Genomic DNA, 14,048 nt, shown 5'->3' with positions numbered 1-14,048 from the left:
AACTGAAATTACTTCAGTTCAACCGTAGCGCCAGCTTCTTCGAGCTTAGCTTTGAGTTCTTCAGCTTCAGCCTTAGCAACGTTTTCCTTAACAGCAGCCGGAGCGCCATCAACGAGAGCCTTAGCTTCCTTCAGGCCGAGACCCGTAGCTTCACGAACAGCCTTGATAACGTTGATCTTCTTGTCGCCAGCGGAAGCGAGCATAACCGTGAATTCGCTCTTTTCTTCAGCAGCAGCGGCACCAGCACCAGCTACAGCAGCAACTGCAACCGGAGCAGCAGCGCTAACGCCGAACTTTTCTTCCATAGCTTTTACGAGCTCAGACAGCTCGAGGACAGTCATGTTTTCAATGGCTTCCATGATTTCTTCTTTAGTCATTTGAATATACCTCCAAAAATCTTTCTTGTTAATTCTTAATTAGTTAATTCTATAGGATTCGCAGATTATGCGGATTCCTTCTGAGCGCGAACAGCGTCAAGCACATAAACAGCATTGCGAATAACACCCTGCAGTACGTTGACCGTATTGCTGATCGGAGCATTCATGCTGCCCAGCATCTTGGCGATGAGTTCTTCGCGGGACGGCAGGTCTGCCAGAGCCTTAACCTCATTAGCATCAATAACCTTACCTTCAACCGTACCAACTTTAACCGTCAGTACTTCGTTTTCCTCAAGCTTGTTCTTCTTGATGAAACCGCAGATAACCTTTGCCGGAGCAATAGCATCCTCCGTGGAGAATGCGAAAGCCGTAGTGCCCTCAAGATGAGCATCGAAGCCTTCGATACCTGCTTCTTTCGCTGCCAGGCGGAGCATCGTGTTTTTAACAACATGGTACGTTACACCAGCGGCGCGAAGTTCACGACGGAGCTGCGTGTCCTGAGCAACCGTAAGACCACGGTAGCTGGTCAGCACAACACCTTTGGCATTCGTCAGCTGATCCTTAAGTTCAGCAACGATAGCCTGTTTCTTCGTCAGATTTGCCATTTTTTCATTACACCTCCTGCCTGTTTGGGATTTATTAAAGCCTGTAAAAAAACCTCCGGCTGCGTCCGCCGGAGGTAGAATTTTCAAAGTTCATCTGCTCCGGCCTCGGCAGGCGACAAAAAATCGTCGTTAGATGATAGATATATCAAACCTGCTGTCTACAGCCATCGTTATACAGTTGTCGGAACATAACGTTCCTGAGACCGGAGCCTCGTCTGAACCGAACTCTAAAAAATTAGAGCTGAACAGGGATGCCAGGGCCCATCGTTGCGCTAACCGTGATGGAGCGCATGTACTGGCCTTTAGCAGCCGCCGGTTTTACGCGGTTCAGTGTATCAATCAGGGCCTGGAAGTTCTGCTGGAGCTTCTCAGCGTCGAAAGATGCCTTGCCAATCGGGCAATGCACGTTACCGGCCTTATCGGTGCGGTATTCGACTTTACCTGCTTTAATCTCGGATACTGCCTTCGTGAGGTCCATCGTAACCGTACCCAGTTTCGGGTTCGGCATGAGGCCGCGGGGGCCGAGAACCTTACCAAGACGACCGACAGTGCCCATCATGTCCGGAGTAGCTACTGCGACATCGAAGTCGAGCCAGCCGCCCTGGATCTTCTGGACGATTTCATCGGAACCAACGAAGTCAGCACCTGCTGCTTCTGCTTCCTTAACCTTTTCGCCCTTAGCGAAAACGAGTACGCGCTTGGATTTACCAGTGCCGTGCGGCAGTACCATAGCGCCACGTACCTGCTGATCAGCATACTTCGGATCTACGCCGAGACGTACGTGCAGTTCGATGGTTTCATCAAACTTCTTCGTAGCCGTCTTCTTAACGAGTTCCATAGCTTCAGCAGCCGTGTAGAACTTGCCAGCTTCAACGAGCTTGCAAGCGTCCTGATATTTCTTACCAGCTTTAGCCATTGTAAGTTTTCTCCTCTCGTGGTAATAACGGTTATTGCCTCCCACAGGGGCGAAATGCTGCTAAAAATTAGTCAACGATTTCGATACCCATGCTGCGAGCCGTGCCCTCGATCATGCGAGTAGCAGCCTCGATATCAGCAGCGTTGAGGTCTTCCATTTTGCTTTCTGCAATCTTCATTGCTTCAGCGCGGGGCAGTTTAGCCACCTTGTTCTTGTTCGGTTCACCAGAAGCCTTTTCGATCTTAGCAGCCTTCTTCAAGAGAACTGCAGCCGGCGGAGTCTTCGTGATGAACGTGAAGGATCTATCCTCAAAAACCGTGATTTCAACCGGAATGATGAGACCAGCCTTATCTTTGGTTCTTTCGTTGAATTCCTTACAGAACCCCATGATGTTGACACCAGCCTGACCAAGTGCCGGACCTACCGGAGGAGCCGGATTAGCTTTGCCTGCAACAACCTGAAGTTTTACAATCTTAGAAACTTTCTTTGCCATTTGATTTCACCTCCCAAAAAGGATTTACAACAGCTTCAATCAGATGGTTTCCACCTGACCAAAGCCAAGTTCAATCGGGGTTTCCTCGACGAGAACCTTGAGACGACCTTTTTCAGCGTCAATCGCTGTAATCGTGCCCGTATAATTCTCGAAAACGCCCGAGTTGATGCGAACCACATCCCCGACTTCTACATCGAGTTCGGGTTTGAGCTCTTCCTCGCCCATGGATTTCAAGATACGTTTCGCTTCAGCATCGGTAAGCGGAATCGGGTGCTTTTCAGAACCAACAAAACCGGTAACACCGGTGGTGTTGCGCACAACGTACCAGGAATGCTCATCGACAATCATGTCAACCAGCACATAGCCCGGGAAGACTTTTCGCTGAACGACTTTTTTCTTGCCGTCCTTGATTTCGACCTCATCCTCTACCGGAACCACAACATTGAAAATCATGTTGCTCATGTTGGCCGTATGAATCAGGCGCTCGAGATTGGCCTTAACCTTGTTCTCATAGCCCGAATAGGTATGTACAACATACCATGCTCTGCCGGGATTATCCTGCCGCAGATTCATCTCTTCGTTTGCCATGCTGCCCTCACTTAGCTTACCGTAAAATGATGTGGAACAATCTTGCAAAGATGGTATCACAGAACCAAATCAGCGCGCAGACAATCGCTACGGCAATGCCGACAACCACAGTGTAGTTGACCAGCTCTTTCTTGGTCGCCCATGATACTTTTTTCATTTCGGCGATTACTTCGTCTATGAATTTCTTCACAGTTACTTCACATCTCCGTTCAATCCGCTAGAAGCGATTATTTCGTCTCTTTGTGCGTCGTATGTTTCTTGCAGAACTTGCAGTACTTATTGAACTCCAGACGATCCGGGTTGTTCTTCTTGTTCTTGTTGGTACGGTAGTTACGGCTATGGCACTCCGTGCACTCCAACGTGATATTGTTGCGCATCTCTATTTACACCCCTTACGCTCAGAAACTATGACTCTTTCATAATGTCACTAATACAATTTAGCACACTTGCAAAAGCCTGTCAACATAAAACCCTTGACAAGTTAAAAAATTTCTTAGCGACTTATTTATATGTATAAAACATAAATAAAACCCCTGCAACAGGGGTTAATTAACTAATTGGTGGCGGCAAAGAGATTTGAACTCCTGACACTGCGGGTATGAACCGCATGCTCTAGCCAACTGAGCTATGCCGCCATATATGGAGCTGATAACCAGGATTGAACTGGTGACCTTATCCTTACCAAGGATACGCTCTACCGACTGAGCTATATCAGCAACATTAACATTTGGTTGCGGGAATAGGACTTGAACCTATGACCTTCGGGTTATGAGCCCGACGAGCTACCGACTGCTCCATCCCGCGATTACTTTATCATATCCTGCCAGCCTTGTCAAACTCTTTTTTGAAGAAAAGTTTGAATAAAATTGGTTGCGGGGACAGGACTTGAACCTGTGACCTTCGGGTTATGAGCCCGACGAGCTACCGACTGCTCCACCCCGCGATAACCTTCGCTTTGAAACGCGTTCGCATTTCATCGCTGCGCCGTATCGGCGGCTGACAATAAAAGATTATAGGGCATATGGATTTAGTTGTCAACACCTTTTTTAAAGTTTTTTTGAATTTTTTTCAAAAAGGTTCGGGTTCGGGGCACAAGACGGAGGGAGGGGGCGGGGATAACTTTTGGCTGCTTATGCAGGCTTGCCTAACGCTGCCAAAAGCCATCCCCGCCCCCTCCCTCCTCACTGCCAGCCTGAACCTAGCACTACGATGTAACGCAGCACTTTGTACGAACGAAGCCGTAGGGGCAGATGATGTTTTTCCGACGCGTTTGACAAGCTTGTCTAAGCAAAGGAAAAATATCATCTGCCCTTACGGCGCCTTTACACCAAGATGTAATACGCATATCAACGCAATAAGCCTGTGGGGACTGGTGATGTTTTCCACAGCTTTTGACAAGCCTGTCTATGGCGAAGGAAAATATTACCGGCTTTCGTGGGCACCTTTGCACCACGATGTAAAGCATACCACAACGCAGTAAGCCCGTGGGGCTGGTCGTGTTTTTCCGCAGCTTTTGACAAGCTTGTCTATGGCGAAGGAAAAATATGACCAGCCCCACGGGCGACTTTACGCTACGATGTAAAGCACACATCAATAACGCATTAAGCCCGGTGGCTGACCATGCTTTTCCGTCGCGTTTGGCAAGCCTGCCTAAGCAGAGGAAAAGTATGGTCAGCCACCGGGCGTCTTTACACCACGATGTTGGACAACCGACTACGCATTAAGCGCGGTGACTGGCAATCCCTTTCCGCAGCTTTTGACAAGCCTGTCTATGGCGAAGGAAAGGTATTGCCAGTCACCGCGCGTCTTAACATATAGATGTCAACAAAAACTCGGTGGCTTTATGCTTCTTCCGTCACCGGCGCTTCCTCCGGAAACAGATAGCTGTATCTTTCTTTGAACTCAGCCGGCTCCATGCGATAAGCATTGGCCAGTCCCGGATCATCCAAATCGCCTTTTTCGAGGCGCATCATGAGGCCACGGGCAATCTGATAATGTACGGAGTTGATATTCACCTTGCGCACCATCGTCTTGCCGGTAGCCGGGTCTTTGATATCCTCAAAGCGCATAGGCACAGCCTTGTTGTCCTGAATGGAAATCAGCGCACCGCTGTCGCCGGACATCAGGAACTGTACAGCAGAGTAGCCCAGCTGACGGGCATAGTCGATATCATAAGCAATCGGCGCCGTGCAGCGCAGTTCATAACCGATTTCCTTATCGATGATGCTGATCTTGATACCCAGTTTCTTCACTTCAGCCAGCACAGCCTGTTTGAGGATTTCACCAAAGTCCAGTTCGCTGTAGCGGATATGGCCGTGTTCGTCCGTAACCACCGTACCCAGTTTCTTGAAGTCTTCCGGAGCAATCTTTTCGATAACGCCTTCGGCGATAACCGCTACGCCGTAGTTCTTGCCGGTCAGATAGCGTTTCACAATTGCACCCGTGATGATATCCACAACCTGCTGGAGAGGAATCTTATCCTCGGGGAATTCCTCAGGGATAATGGTGAGCGCTGCACCGGCACTTCTGCCCATGCCCAGTGCCAAATGGCCAGCTGTACGGCCCATGGCAATCGTGAAGTACCAACGGTTATTCGTCGTACGGGCATCTTCCATCAGGTTTTCAACTTCCTGCGTACCAAAAGCGCGGGCCGTTTCAAAGCCGAATGTCGGAATCCCCTCCGGCAGCGGCAGGTCATTGTCGATGGTCTTCGGCACATGCACCACATTGATGGTGCGGCCCATCTTGCGGGCATAATCGGAAACAGCTGCGGAGCTGTAAGCCGTATCATCACCACCGATGGTAACCAGATGCGTAACGCCCAGTTCCGTCAGCGTTTCCACGACCGTACGCAAATCCGATTCTTTCTTGGTCGGATTGAAGCGGGACATTTTGAGAATGCAGCCGCCGGTCAGATGAATGCGGCTGATGTTCTTCGGTTCCAGACGGACATAATTCTTTTCGCCACGAGCCAGGCGCGAAAAGCCATCATACATGCCCAGTACGTCCCAGCCCTGACGGGTTGCTTCATTGACGACACCGGAGATAACGCTGTTAATGCCGGGAGCCGGTCCCCCACCACAAACCACGGCAATTACATTTTTGATACCAATCATGAGAAAATCCCCCTTTATTTAGTCTACATTGATATCATTTCGACTAAAAAGGGGGAATTCCTGCTACAATTTAGAATTTTTCAGGTTTTAGTGTTTGCCCATATGCGAACGCTTCGTGGCATTGGATTTATTCCGGACTTTCGCGCGACGGCTGCGGTCATTGCGCCCCTTATGTGCCGCACCTTTGCGATTGGCATACTTCGAGAGCGGTTTGGCCTTGGCCTTTTTCTCCTGCCGTTCCTTCTTGATTTCGTCCATGATTTTGGCCTGCTTCTCCAGACGCTTGTGATGGCGTTCCGAGTGCTCCTTGCGGATACGGCTCTTGATGCCGGCTTCAATGCGGCGCAGCAAATCATACTGGCGGGCGTTGACAAAGGTCACGGCCTTGCCGTCCTGCCCGGCTCTGCCCGTACGGCCAATGCGGTGGATATAGCTTTCCGTATCATGGGGAATATCGTAGTTAAAGACATGGGTCACGCCTTCGATATCGAGCCCACGCGCCGCAATATCCGTCGCGCAGAGTATCTGCAGTTCTGCCTTGCGGAACCGCTTGAGTACCAATGCACGCTGTACCTGCGACAAATCACCATGCAGCTCGTCCACCAGATAGCCACGGGCGGCCAGTGCCATTGTGACCATATGGGCGCGCTGTTTGGTATGGCAGAAGACCATCGCCAGGTACGGATTGTCGCTGTTGATGCATTCGCAGAGGCGGTCAATCTTGTTTTCTTCCGTCGTATCGAGGATTACCTGCTCAATGGCATCGAGCGTGATATGCTCACTCTTGATTTGAATATTTTCCGGTGTTTTCATATACTGTGCGGCCAGAGCCTTTACCCTTGCCGGCATGGTCGCCGAAAAGAGCATAAACTGGCGGTCGCTGGCCGATGCCTTTAACAGCACTTCCACATCTTCAATAAAGCCCAATTTCATCATTTCATCGGCTTCATCGAGAACAACCTTGTTCACCTGACTCAGATTGATGGTCTGACGGCGCAGATGGTCCAAAAGACGCCCCGGCGTGCCGATGATAAGCTGGGGCTTACGGCGCAGTTTCTGTTTCTGCCGTTCAATATCCTGCCCGCCATAGATGACGAGAGAGGAAATGCCCGCAGCTTCCCCCACCACAGCAGCGACCCTTGCCACTTGAATGGCCAGTTCGCGAGTTGGTGTTACGACCAGTGCCTGTGCCACTTCGGCCTGCGGCTTGATTTTTTCTAAGATTGGCAACAAAAAGGCCAATGTCTTACCTGTGCCGGTCTGCGCCTGCACGATAATATCCCGTCCCGCCCGTGCCAGGGGAATCGCCTTCTCCTGCACCGGCGTAGCCTCGCGAATGCCGCGTTTGGCAAGTGTCTCACAAATATTTGGGGAGATTCCCAATTCCTTAAACATAGTCATTACGACGAAAGTACCTCCGCACCTGTTTCCGTAATCAAAATCGTCTTTTCCCACTGAGCCGACAGCGTCTTATCCTTCGTGCGCACCGTCCAGTTGTCCTTGGAATCCACGTACACATCTTTCCGGCCCTGATTGATCATCGGCTCAACCGTCAGCACCATGCCCGGCACCAAAAGCATCCCTGTGCCTGCATCGCCTTCATGGGCTACAAACGGCTCAAGATGGAAATCCTTGCCGACGCCATGACCGCCCAAATCCGTTACCACGGAATAACCGTTGGCATGCGCATAGTCACCGCAGGCCGCACTGATATCGCCCAGAAAATGCCAGGGGCGCGCTGCAGCAATGCCTCGTTCCATGCATTCTTTCGTCACCTTTACCAGACGCTCTGCTTCTGCCGAAACTTCGCCTACCATGAACATGCGGGAAGCATCGGCATAGTAGCCGTCCAAAGTCGTAGTGATATCCACATTGACGATATCCCCCTCTTTGAGAATGGTCTTTTTCGAGGGAATACCATGGCAGACCACATCATTGATGGAAATGCAGCAGCTCTTGGGGAAGCCTTCATAATGCAGGCAGGACGGATAACCGCCGTGGGATTCAATATAATCCTGAACGGCTTTATCAATCGTGGCCGTATCCATGCCGGGCTTAATCAGCGAAGCGGCCACATCGAGTGCGCCATCATTAATCACGCCTGCTGCCTTGATGCGGGCAATATCTTCCTTATTGTTGATGATTTTCTTCGGCGGGCGCACCTGTCCCTTAAACACATCAAACTTGATTTCCTTGATGCGTTCATCAAAATCTGCATGGCATTTTTTGTACTTTTTGCCGCTGCCACACCAGCAAAGTTCATTTCTCTGCATAAAATGCACAATCTCCTTTAATTCTTTTACCATTCTATTCACAATACGATCCTACTCATAAAATACACAATATCATATTATAACGCCATTATACATATTTTGCTACAGATATTTTTTTATGACCAATTTGACCTGTCAGCTGCTAATATGTTATACTAGCCCCAGTTGTGTTTTAAAGTTGTTGAGGGGGTTTTTTACTTTGCGACTATCTAAACCATGCAGTCTGTTGGCTGCAGCGGTACTTTTTCTAGGCACTGCAAGCGCAAACATTACAGAGGCAGCCAGCTTCCATCTTGGGGATACCGGAAGCGACATTGTTGAAATCCAGCAGGCTTTGGCCAGCCGTGGCTATGATGTCGTTGTGGACGGTGATTATGGTCCAGCGACCGAAGCTGCCGTATCTGAATTTCAGAAAGATAACCATTTGGATGTAGATGGCAAAATCGGCAATAATTCCTATCAGGCGCTTTTCCATCGCGCTATGCCTGCCATCACTCACCATCAATCCTACATTGCCGGTGCTAACGGCATCATTGACTTAGCCCAGCAGTTTTTGGGTGTTCCCTACGTTTGGGGTGGTTCTTCACCCAACGGTTTTGACTGCTCCGGTTTTGTCCAGTACGTCTTTGCCAAAAATGGCATTCAACTGCCCCGCACCGCGGACATTCAGGCTACTGCCGGCCGCCCGGTGAGCAAGTCCGAACTCATGCCCGGCGATTTGGTTTTCTTTGCCGGTGACTATGTAAACATCTCCCATGTCGGCATTTATGTAGGTAACGGCCAGATGATTCACGCCTCCAGTTCTCACGGCATCGCTTATGATTCGCTCTCCCGCGACTACCGCGTAGCACATTACGCCGGAGCCTGCCGGGTACTTTAATAAAAGACTTCGCCCTCCCGCATGGGAGGGCGTTTATATTGACAAGAACTTATCATTGTTATATAGTAGTCGGTATGCGACAAGCATAGAAAATCAAAGGATGTGTCCATTATGAATGTATGGATAAAGCGGCTGGCGCTAATCTTGCTGGCTGTGATACTTGCAGGCGCAGCAATTTGCACCTACATCATGTACAGTGCTAAAAATGCTGTACCGGTACTGAACTACCATCAGATAAACGACCGGGATGAAAACGCCCTCACCGTCCACACAGACCAATTTGAGGCGCAGATGAAGTATCTGGCAGACAACGACTATCATACCATCACCCCGGAAGATATGGTCGATGCCTGGGAAAACGGCAAGGAGCTCCCGGATAAACCGGTCATCATCACCTTTGATGATGGTTATGCCGATAACTACCGCAATGCTTATCCCATACTAAAAAAATACAACCTGCAGGGAACCATCTTCCTGATTTCCGACTACGTTGGCACCTATCCCAACTACCTGACCTGGACACAGGCCGAGGAAATGCAGGAAAGCGGGCTGATAAACTTTGAAAGCCATACCCTTTCCCATGAGCAGCTGGACAGCACCAGCCCCGAAGAAACCTGGAACCAGGTAGACGGCTCAAAAAAAGCTTTGGAATGGCGTCTGCGCAAGGAAATCAACTTCCTTGCCTACCCCTGCGCTCCTACGATGAAGAACTGCAGCGCATGGTCAAAGAGGCCGGTTACCAAGGCGCATTTACCGTAAATCATGGTCTGGCCGACAAACAGGATAACCGCTATCTGCTAGACCGCGTGCCCATCTTCGGCTGCACCAACCACACGCTCATGCGTTTCAAGATGCGCTTAAACTACACGCCCATCTTCGCGCCCTTGGCCCGTTTCCACAAGAACCTGCTGGAAAATGACCATACCTTTATTGCTAAATTCATTCCGACACCATAAAATCCATAAATACGAAAAAGACGGGACTGTTGCACCGAATCGTGCAGCAGTCCCGCTTTTTTTAACCGCAATCACCACACCCGCTTAAACTGCACAGATGCGGAAATATCCTTATCATGGGCGCCCTTTTGCAGCAAGGTTTCACCGCTTAGGAACCATCCCTTGGCAAATTCGGTTTCGCCCGATAGCGAGAAGATAAAATGCGTCTTATCCTGATTGTTCCGCAGGGTATAAGACTTGCCGCCATAACCCTCGTAACGGAAGGAAAGTTCCGGGTCGGCTCCGGCAAAAGCATGCTTTACGCCCAAGCGCATGCCGTAGCTGCCCTGCCCCAGGTAACGCTTGAATTCCATGCCAATCTGTCCCGCAAAGTAGGTATTGTGTTTCCCATCTACCTGCTGATTAAAAATCCCCGCGCCATTTTCCGTATAACCGTCCTGATTCAGCCAGGAAAGCTGGAAGCCTGCATAGGGGCTGACATGCCAGGTCTTGCCGTCAGTGGCATGAAGGTCGTATTTATACTCACCGCCAATTTCCATCAGATGGGAATTGTACTTCGCCTCTGCACCGAGTCCCAAAGTTCCGATACTGCGGCGCAATTTATTCTTTATCCAGCCATAGTCCGCATAGAGATAAGCGTCCGTCGCATTTTTATGATAACCAGCATAAACGCCAAATCGCGTATCATAAATATTGCCATTGCCGGACGATGCGCCAAAGCCTGTGGTCTGATAGCTCAGGAACAGACCGCCCCGCCAGTTTTCACTCAATTTGCGGTCATAGCCACCCGATATCGCGCTGCCATGATAATTTGCCCCGCCTTTGAGGTCGCCCCAATTCTTGGTAAACTTCACCCAGGCATTATTATCCTGGGCCACAGGGAGTTTCGTACTCAGTTTGAGTCCGTCCCCTTCTTCCCCATCGGACAAATGACTTACTGGAACATTCACATTCACCGGCTGCAGGGAAAATGCCGTACTCAACCGGTCGGAAATAACACGGCTTGCCAAAGTGCTCTGCTGCGTAAGTGCCACCGCCTGCGGGCCGGAGGACGCTCCAATTTCCGTAAGCGCATGTTTTGCACCGGAGGAATTCAAATTGTAGAGGGTGCGCATTTCTTCTCTGCGCGCATCCCCCACAAGATTTTTCTGCATGCCTTCCATGGCATCATAGACCTCTGCCTGTTCAGCTGTCATTTCGCCGAAATTGTTGGCCGTCTGTGTCGTAACCTTCAATGTTTTGCCGTCATTTGTGCCGGTTGTCGAAAGCAGCCCTGTGATGGCGTGGGGCTTTCCGTCCGGATTTGCCACCTTGCCGTTTATCGCGCCGGCGTTCAGTACGGTTAATGTCTCATCAGGCAGTGCATTTACAGCCGTCACGGTCGAGCCTTCTACATTGGCTGTACCGCTGACGGCAATATTGCCTTGAGAACCGCCGCCATAAGCCTGCAGAACACCATCTGACTCCAGATTCCCATTGATGGTCAGCACAGAATCCGGGCTGGCCGCGCCAATGGTACCATGATTGATGAATTTGTCTGTGGTGTCATCGGCATAACCATCGGCCAGTTTCGCCGTCATATCGTTGACGGTAAACGTGCCGCCAAACAAGGACGCGTCCTTAGCCACCTGGACATTGACCACATCAGCCGTACCACCAAAATTGAGCACACCGCGATTCACATTCATCTTCATGTTTTCCTTGCCGATAATATTGCCGTTATAGTCCATAGCAGCATTAAAATTCAGCTTGGTCACCAAATCCGGCACATATTTTTTATAGGGAATTAGCTTACCCTTGTACTGGAGCATCAGTCCCCCTGTATAAATCGTGTTTGTGTAAGCTGCATTTGGATGCGTACTTACCTCAGGCGTGCAGTTCTCAGTGTACGGCATATAGTCCGCAGTCTCAGAAAAATTTTTCCAGTCGTTTATGATATTGCCGTTAATTCTGGCACCTGCATTTAGATTGATATTATCCACAAAGGCATTCTTGGCCATATAGATAGCAGCCCTTTTGCCCGAAATCGTACCGCTCACGTTCAGCGTGCCCATTTTGCCGTTGAGGTCGCCGCCGACAGGGTCGGTGATGCTGAAATCGTCAAAAGAATCGTCAAAATCATTCAGACCTACATTGTACGATTTTGTGATTTGACCATTATCATCCGTGCTCCGCTTATAACGCATATAGGAACCACGATATTCAAATTTGGCACCGATGGCGTTAACGCCAAAGTCAAACCATACGCCGGAGCCGTTTTCCCCGTCACCCGTAACCGTGCCATCAATATTCACCACATGATTCTTGCCATAAGCTACCAGCACGCCGGCACCATTCATACCATCGCCATGAACCTCTGTACCTTTGGGAACGGTAATGGTATCATGCAGGCCATCCAGGCGAATACCCACGGCAGCATCACCTTTGGCAAAGATATTTCCCGCCTGGGTGATGTTGTTATTTGAGCCAAAAACGTGTAGTCCCACACCATAGGTGGCCGTGTTATAGCCATTTACATAAGACTTTCTATCGGCACTTCGCGCCGAAAATCCTTGTGTATTCGTGTAAGTCTGCCCATCTCTATACTCCGAGTGTCCAAAAAAATTCTTGCGGTCGATGTCATAGCCAATATCCTGCAAGACAGCCAGTTCCGCTTCGATAAAGCCATTATAACTGCGGTATTTCTGATGGCTCATATTGCTGCGCGGCAGGTCAATATGACCGAAATCAGCGGAATCACTGTTACTGCCCTCCCAGTTATTTACAGGAATACCAGAAACTTTTTTTCCACTGGCTATGGCAAAGGTCTTGCCATTCAATACCTCGGTGACATTTTCTCCCTGGAAGGTCATATTGGCTGCGCCGTTGCGTCCCGTCCAGGCGTTGTTATTGTTGACCACAAACACATCCGCTGTATCCAAAGCATCTTTGGTATAACCCGCCTTCTTCTTAAATTGGGCAAAAAGTGCGGCATCGTTTTGCAGCTGCCGAACCGTATTTGGGGTCATAACCAACATATTTCTGCCCGTAAGCGCCTTGTCGTATTGGTCATGAAAATGACGTGTAAAGGAACGGGGATTATCGGCGTAATTGTCAAACCTGAAAATTGTAGGGCTTATGCCCTCCACTTCAATGGTATCACTGGTATTGGCGGTAATCCCTATGCTATGCGCAATTTCGTGATACATGATGGCCGTAATATCGAGCTGTCCCATTTCCTGCGACACGGGGAAGGGAGCTCCTGCCGTCCAGCCATACTGACCGTCCCTTTTGTCTATGCCCATGTACTTACCGATAGAAATTCCGCCAAAGCCCCGCTTGCCATTTGGTTTGCTGTCATACGCTTCGACACCGGGCATCCATTCAATAGCAGTACCATTTTGCAGGGCATCGTGCAAATTGTTGGGGTTGTTGGCTAATTCTTCGCCCTGCCCTTCCGCGAAAGAAAATCCGGCGGCATTGGCATTGATAAGGTTGACTGTCCCGACGAAATATTGCACCGGCTTTTGGTTTTTGGCTCCCGGTCCCAATAGTTCAGCCCATTGTCTAAAGGCATTATCCAAACCTGTTTTGAGATTGTTGTTCAGTGTATAGCTTAGAGAACCCTTCCCCAAACCCAATTCATTGAAAAATTTTACAGCATCTGTATCCGCTTCTTCCTTACCGTAGTAGTACACATCAAATACAGGTTTACCGTTATAACCAATCTGACTGGTGGTCATGGCATCCACCTGACCGAAGCTGCCGCCGATAGCCAGCTGCAGCAGGATTGCCACTGCCAGTCTTTGCTTTTTTGATGGTTTTCTCATTCCGTTGCTCCTTCTAAATTTTTCTACCTCTTTAC

15 protein-coding genes and 4 tRNA genes are annotated in these 14,048 nt (G+C 49.6%); 4 read left to right on the top strand and 15 right to left on the bottom strand.

Translation table 11 applies throughout. The features are described from left to right. Positions 1-8: 8 nt before the first annotated feature. From rplL to G598_RS0103750, 11 genes are all read right to left on the bottom strand, one after another. Entirely contained in the window at positions 9-377 is a 369-nt protein-coding gene (rplL, locus tag G598_RS0103800) for a 50S ribosomal protein L7/L12 (protein ID WP_026765812.1), read from the bottom strand. Between the two features lie 65 nt (positions 378-442). Beyond that, a complete protein-coding gene (gene rplJ / locus G598_RS0103795; RefSeq protein WP_026765811.1) occupies positions 443-982 on the bottom strand; it encodes a 50S ribosomal protein L10 in 540 nt (179 codons plus the stop codon). A gap of 235 nt (positions 983-1,217) precedes the next feature. Further along, positions 1,218-1,898 carry a 50S ribosomal protein L1 gene (gene rplA, locus G598_RS0103790; RefSeq protein WP_014423821.1) on the bottom strand — a complete coding sequence of 227 codons (681 nt, stop codon included), beginning with the start codon at positions 1,896-1,898 and terminating at the stop codon, positions 1,218-1,220. 67 nt (positions 1,899-1,965) lie between these two features. After that, positions 1,966-2,391: a 50S ribosomal protein L11 gene (rplK, locus tag G598_RS0103785; protein WP_014423820.1), complete on the bottom strand. Its 426-nt coding sequence runs from the start codon at positions 2,389-2,391 to the stop codon at positions 1,966-1,968. 39 nt (positions 2,392-2,430) lie between these two features. After that, positions 2,431-2,979 (bottom strand): transcription termination/antitermination protein NusG, encoded by a 549-nt coding sequence (nusG, locus tag G598_RS0103780; protein WP_026765810.1) that lies wholly within the window; start codon positions 2,977-2,979, stop codon positions 2,431-2,433. Positions 2,980-2,995: 16 nt separating this feature from the next. Further along, positions 2,996-3,169: a preprotein translocase subunit SecE gene (gene secE / locus G598_RS0103775; RefSeq protein WP_014423818.1), complete on the bottom strand. Its 174-nt coding sequence runs from the start codon at positions 3,167-3,169 to the stop codon at positions 2,996-2,998. A gap of 37 nt (positions 3,170-3,206) precedes the next feature. Then, complete coding sequence (rpmG, locus tag G598_RS0103770) at positions 3,207-3,356, bottom strand: 50S ribosomal protein L33 (RefSeq protein WP_014423817.1); 150 nt, start codon at positions 3,354-3,356, stop codon at positions 3,207-3,209. A gap of 181 nt (positions 3,357-3,537) precedes the next feature. Beyond that, a tRNA-Met gene (locus G598_RS0103765) sits at positions 3,538-3,614 on the bottom strand. Positions 3,615-3,619: 5 nt separating this feature from the next. After that, positions 3,620-3,695 (bottom strand) — tRNA-Thr (locus G598_RS0103760). Between the two features lie 12 nt (positions 3,696-3,707). After that, positions 3,708-3,783 (bottom strand) — tRNA-Met (locus G598_RS0103755). A gap of 63 nt (positions 3,784-3,846) precedes the next feature. Continuing rightward, positions 3,847-3,922: transfer RNA gene (locus tag G598_RS0103750), tRNA-Met, on the bottom strand. 78 nt (positions 3,923-4,000) lie between these two features. Here G598_RS0103750 and G598_RS0103745 point away from each other — a divergent pair. Beyond that, positions 4,001-4,459, top strand: coding sequence for a hypothetical protein (locus G598_RS0103745; protein WP_026765808.1), 459 nt, complete (start codon positions 4,001-4,003; stop codon positions 4,457-4,459). Between the two features lie 361 nt (positions 4,460-4,820). Here the strand turns inward: G598_RS0103745 and pfp are convergent, their stop codons facing one another. The 3 genes from pfp to map all read right to left on the bottom strand — a co-directional run bounded on the left by pfp (position 4,821) and on the right by map (position 8,368). Next, complete coding sequence (gene pfp, locus G598_RS0103740) at positions 4,821-6,095, bottom strand: diphosphate--fructose-6-phosphate 1-phosphotransferase (protein WP_026765807.1); 1,275 nt, start codon at positions 6,093-6,095, stop codon at positions 4,821-4,823. 87 nt (positions 6,096-6,182) lie between these two features. Continuing rightward, positions 6,183-7,496 (bottom strand): DEAD/DEAH box helicase, encoded by a 1,314-nt coding sequence (locus G598_RS0103735; RefSeq protein WP_026765806.1) that lies wholly within the window; start codon positions 7,494-7,496, stop codon positions 6,183-6,185. Then, positions 7,496-8,368, bottom strand: coding sequence for a type I methionyl aminopeptidase (gene map / locus G598_RS0103730; RefSeq protein WP_026765805.1), 873 nt, complete (start codon positions 8,366-8,368; stop codon positions 7,496-7,498). Before map ends, G598_RS0103735 begins: the two co-directional genes overlap by 1 nt. A gap of 199 nt (positions 8,369-8,567) precedes the next feature. On the opposite strand from map, the gene G598_RS0103725 reads away from it, so the two are divergent. The 3 genes from G598_RS0103725 (at position 8,568) to G598_RS20230 (ending at position 10,204) form a co-directional block, all read left to right on the top strand. Then, positions 8,568-9,248, top strand: coding sequence for a C40 family peptidase (locus tag G598_RS0103725; protein ID WP_026765804.1), 681 nt, complete (start codon positions 8,568-8,570; stop codon positions 9,246-9,248). Positions 9,249-9,359: 111 nt separating this feature from the next. Then, positions 9,360-10,007 (top strand): polysaccharide deacetylase family protein, encoded by a 648-nt coding sequence (locus G598_RS16975; protein WP_245582745.1) that lies wholly within the window; start codon positions 9,360-9,362, stop codon positions 10,005-10,007. Continuing rightward, positions 9,968-10,204, top strand: a complete 237-nt coding sequence (locus G598_RS20230; protein ID WP_245582744.1) for a polysaccharide deacetylase family protein — start codon at positions 9,968-9,970, stop codon at positions 10,202-10,204. The genes G598_RS16975 and G598_RS20230 overlap by 40 nt, the downstream gene beginning before the upstream one ends. A gap of 71 nt (positions 10,205-10,275) precedes the next feature. Here G598_RS20230 and G598_RS0103715 read toward each other — a convergent pair whose 3' ends face one another. Then, on the bottom strand, positions 10,276-14,013 hold the full coding sequence (locus G598_RS0103715; protein WP_026765803.1) for an autotransporter outer membrane beta-barrel domain-containing protein: 3,738 nt from the start codon (positions 14,011-14,013) through the stop codon (positions 10,276-10,278). Positions 14,014-14,048: the final 35 nt, after the last annotated feature.

Origin of the sequence: Selenomonas ruminantium subsp. ruminantium ATCC 12561 (genome assembly GCF_000424065.1) — a bacterium.
GTDB lineage: Bacteria > Bacillota > Negativicutes > Selenomonadales > Selenomonadaceae > Selenomonas_A > Selenomonas_A ruminantium.
The sequence above is the reverse complement of the archived record's forward strand: the minus strand, read 5'-3'. Positions and strand labels throughout refer to the sequence as shown.

Excerpts from the sequence above, each read along its gene's own strand:
- map (WP_026765805.1), bottom strand. The coding sequence starts at position 8,368 with ATGCAGAGAAATGAACTTTGCTGGTGTGGCAGCGGCAAAAAGTACAAA.
- rplK (WP_014423820.1), bottom strand. The coding sequence starts at position 2,391 with ATGGCAAAGAAAGTTTCTAAGATTGTAAAACTTCAGGTTGTTGCAGGC.
- G598_RS0103745 (WP_026765808.1), top strand. The coding sequence starts at position 4,001 with ATGGATTTAGTTGTCAACACCTTTTTTAAAGTTTTTTTGAATTTTTTT.
- rpmG (WP_014423817.1), bottom strand. The coding sequence starts at position 3,356 with ATGCGCAACAATATCACGTTGGAGTGCACGGAGTGCCATAGCCGTAAC.
- rplA (WP_014423821.1), bottom strand. The coding sequence starts at position 1,898 with ATGGCTAAAGCTGGTAAGAAATATCAGGACGCTTGCAAGCTCGTTGAA.
- rplJ (WP_026765811.1), bottom strand. The coding sequence starts at position 982 with ATGGCAAATCTGACGAAGAAACAGGCTATCGTTGCTGAACTTAAGGAT.
- nusG (WP_026765810.1), bottom strand. The coding sequence starts at position 2,979 with ATGGCAAACGAAGAGATGAATCTGCGGCAGGATAATCCCGGCAGAGCA.
- pfp (WP_026765807.1), bottom strand. The coding sequence starts at position 6,095 with ATGATTGGTATCAAAAATGTAATTGCCGTGGTTTGTGGTGGGGGACCG.
- rplL (WP_026765812.1), bottom strand. The coding sequence starts at position 377 with ATGACTAAAGAAGAAATCATGGAAGCCATTGAAAACATGACTGTCCTC.
- G598_RS0103735 (WP_026765806.1), bottom strand. The coding sequence starts at position 7,496 with ATGACTATGTTTAAGGAATTGGGAATCTCCCCAAATATTTGTGAGACA.
- G598_RS16975 (WP_245582745.1), top strand. The coding sequence starts at position 9,360 with ATGAATGTATGGATAAAGCGGCTGGCGCTAATCTTGCTGGCTGTGATA.
- G598_RS0103715 (WP_026765803.1), bottom strand. The coding sequence starts at position 14,013 with ATGAGAAAACCATCAAAAAAGCAAAGACTGGCAGTGGCAATCCTGCTG.
- G598_RS20230 (WP_245582744.1), top strand. The coding sequence starts at position 9,968 with ATGGTCAAAGAGGCCGGTTACCAAGGCGCATTTACCGTAAATCATGGT.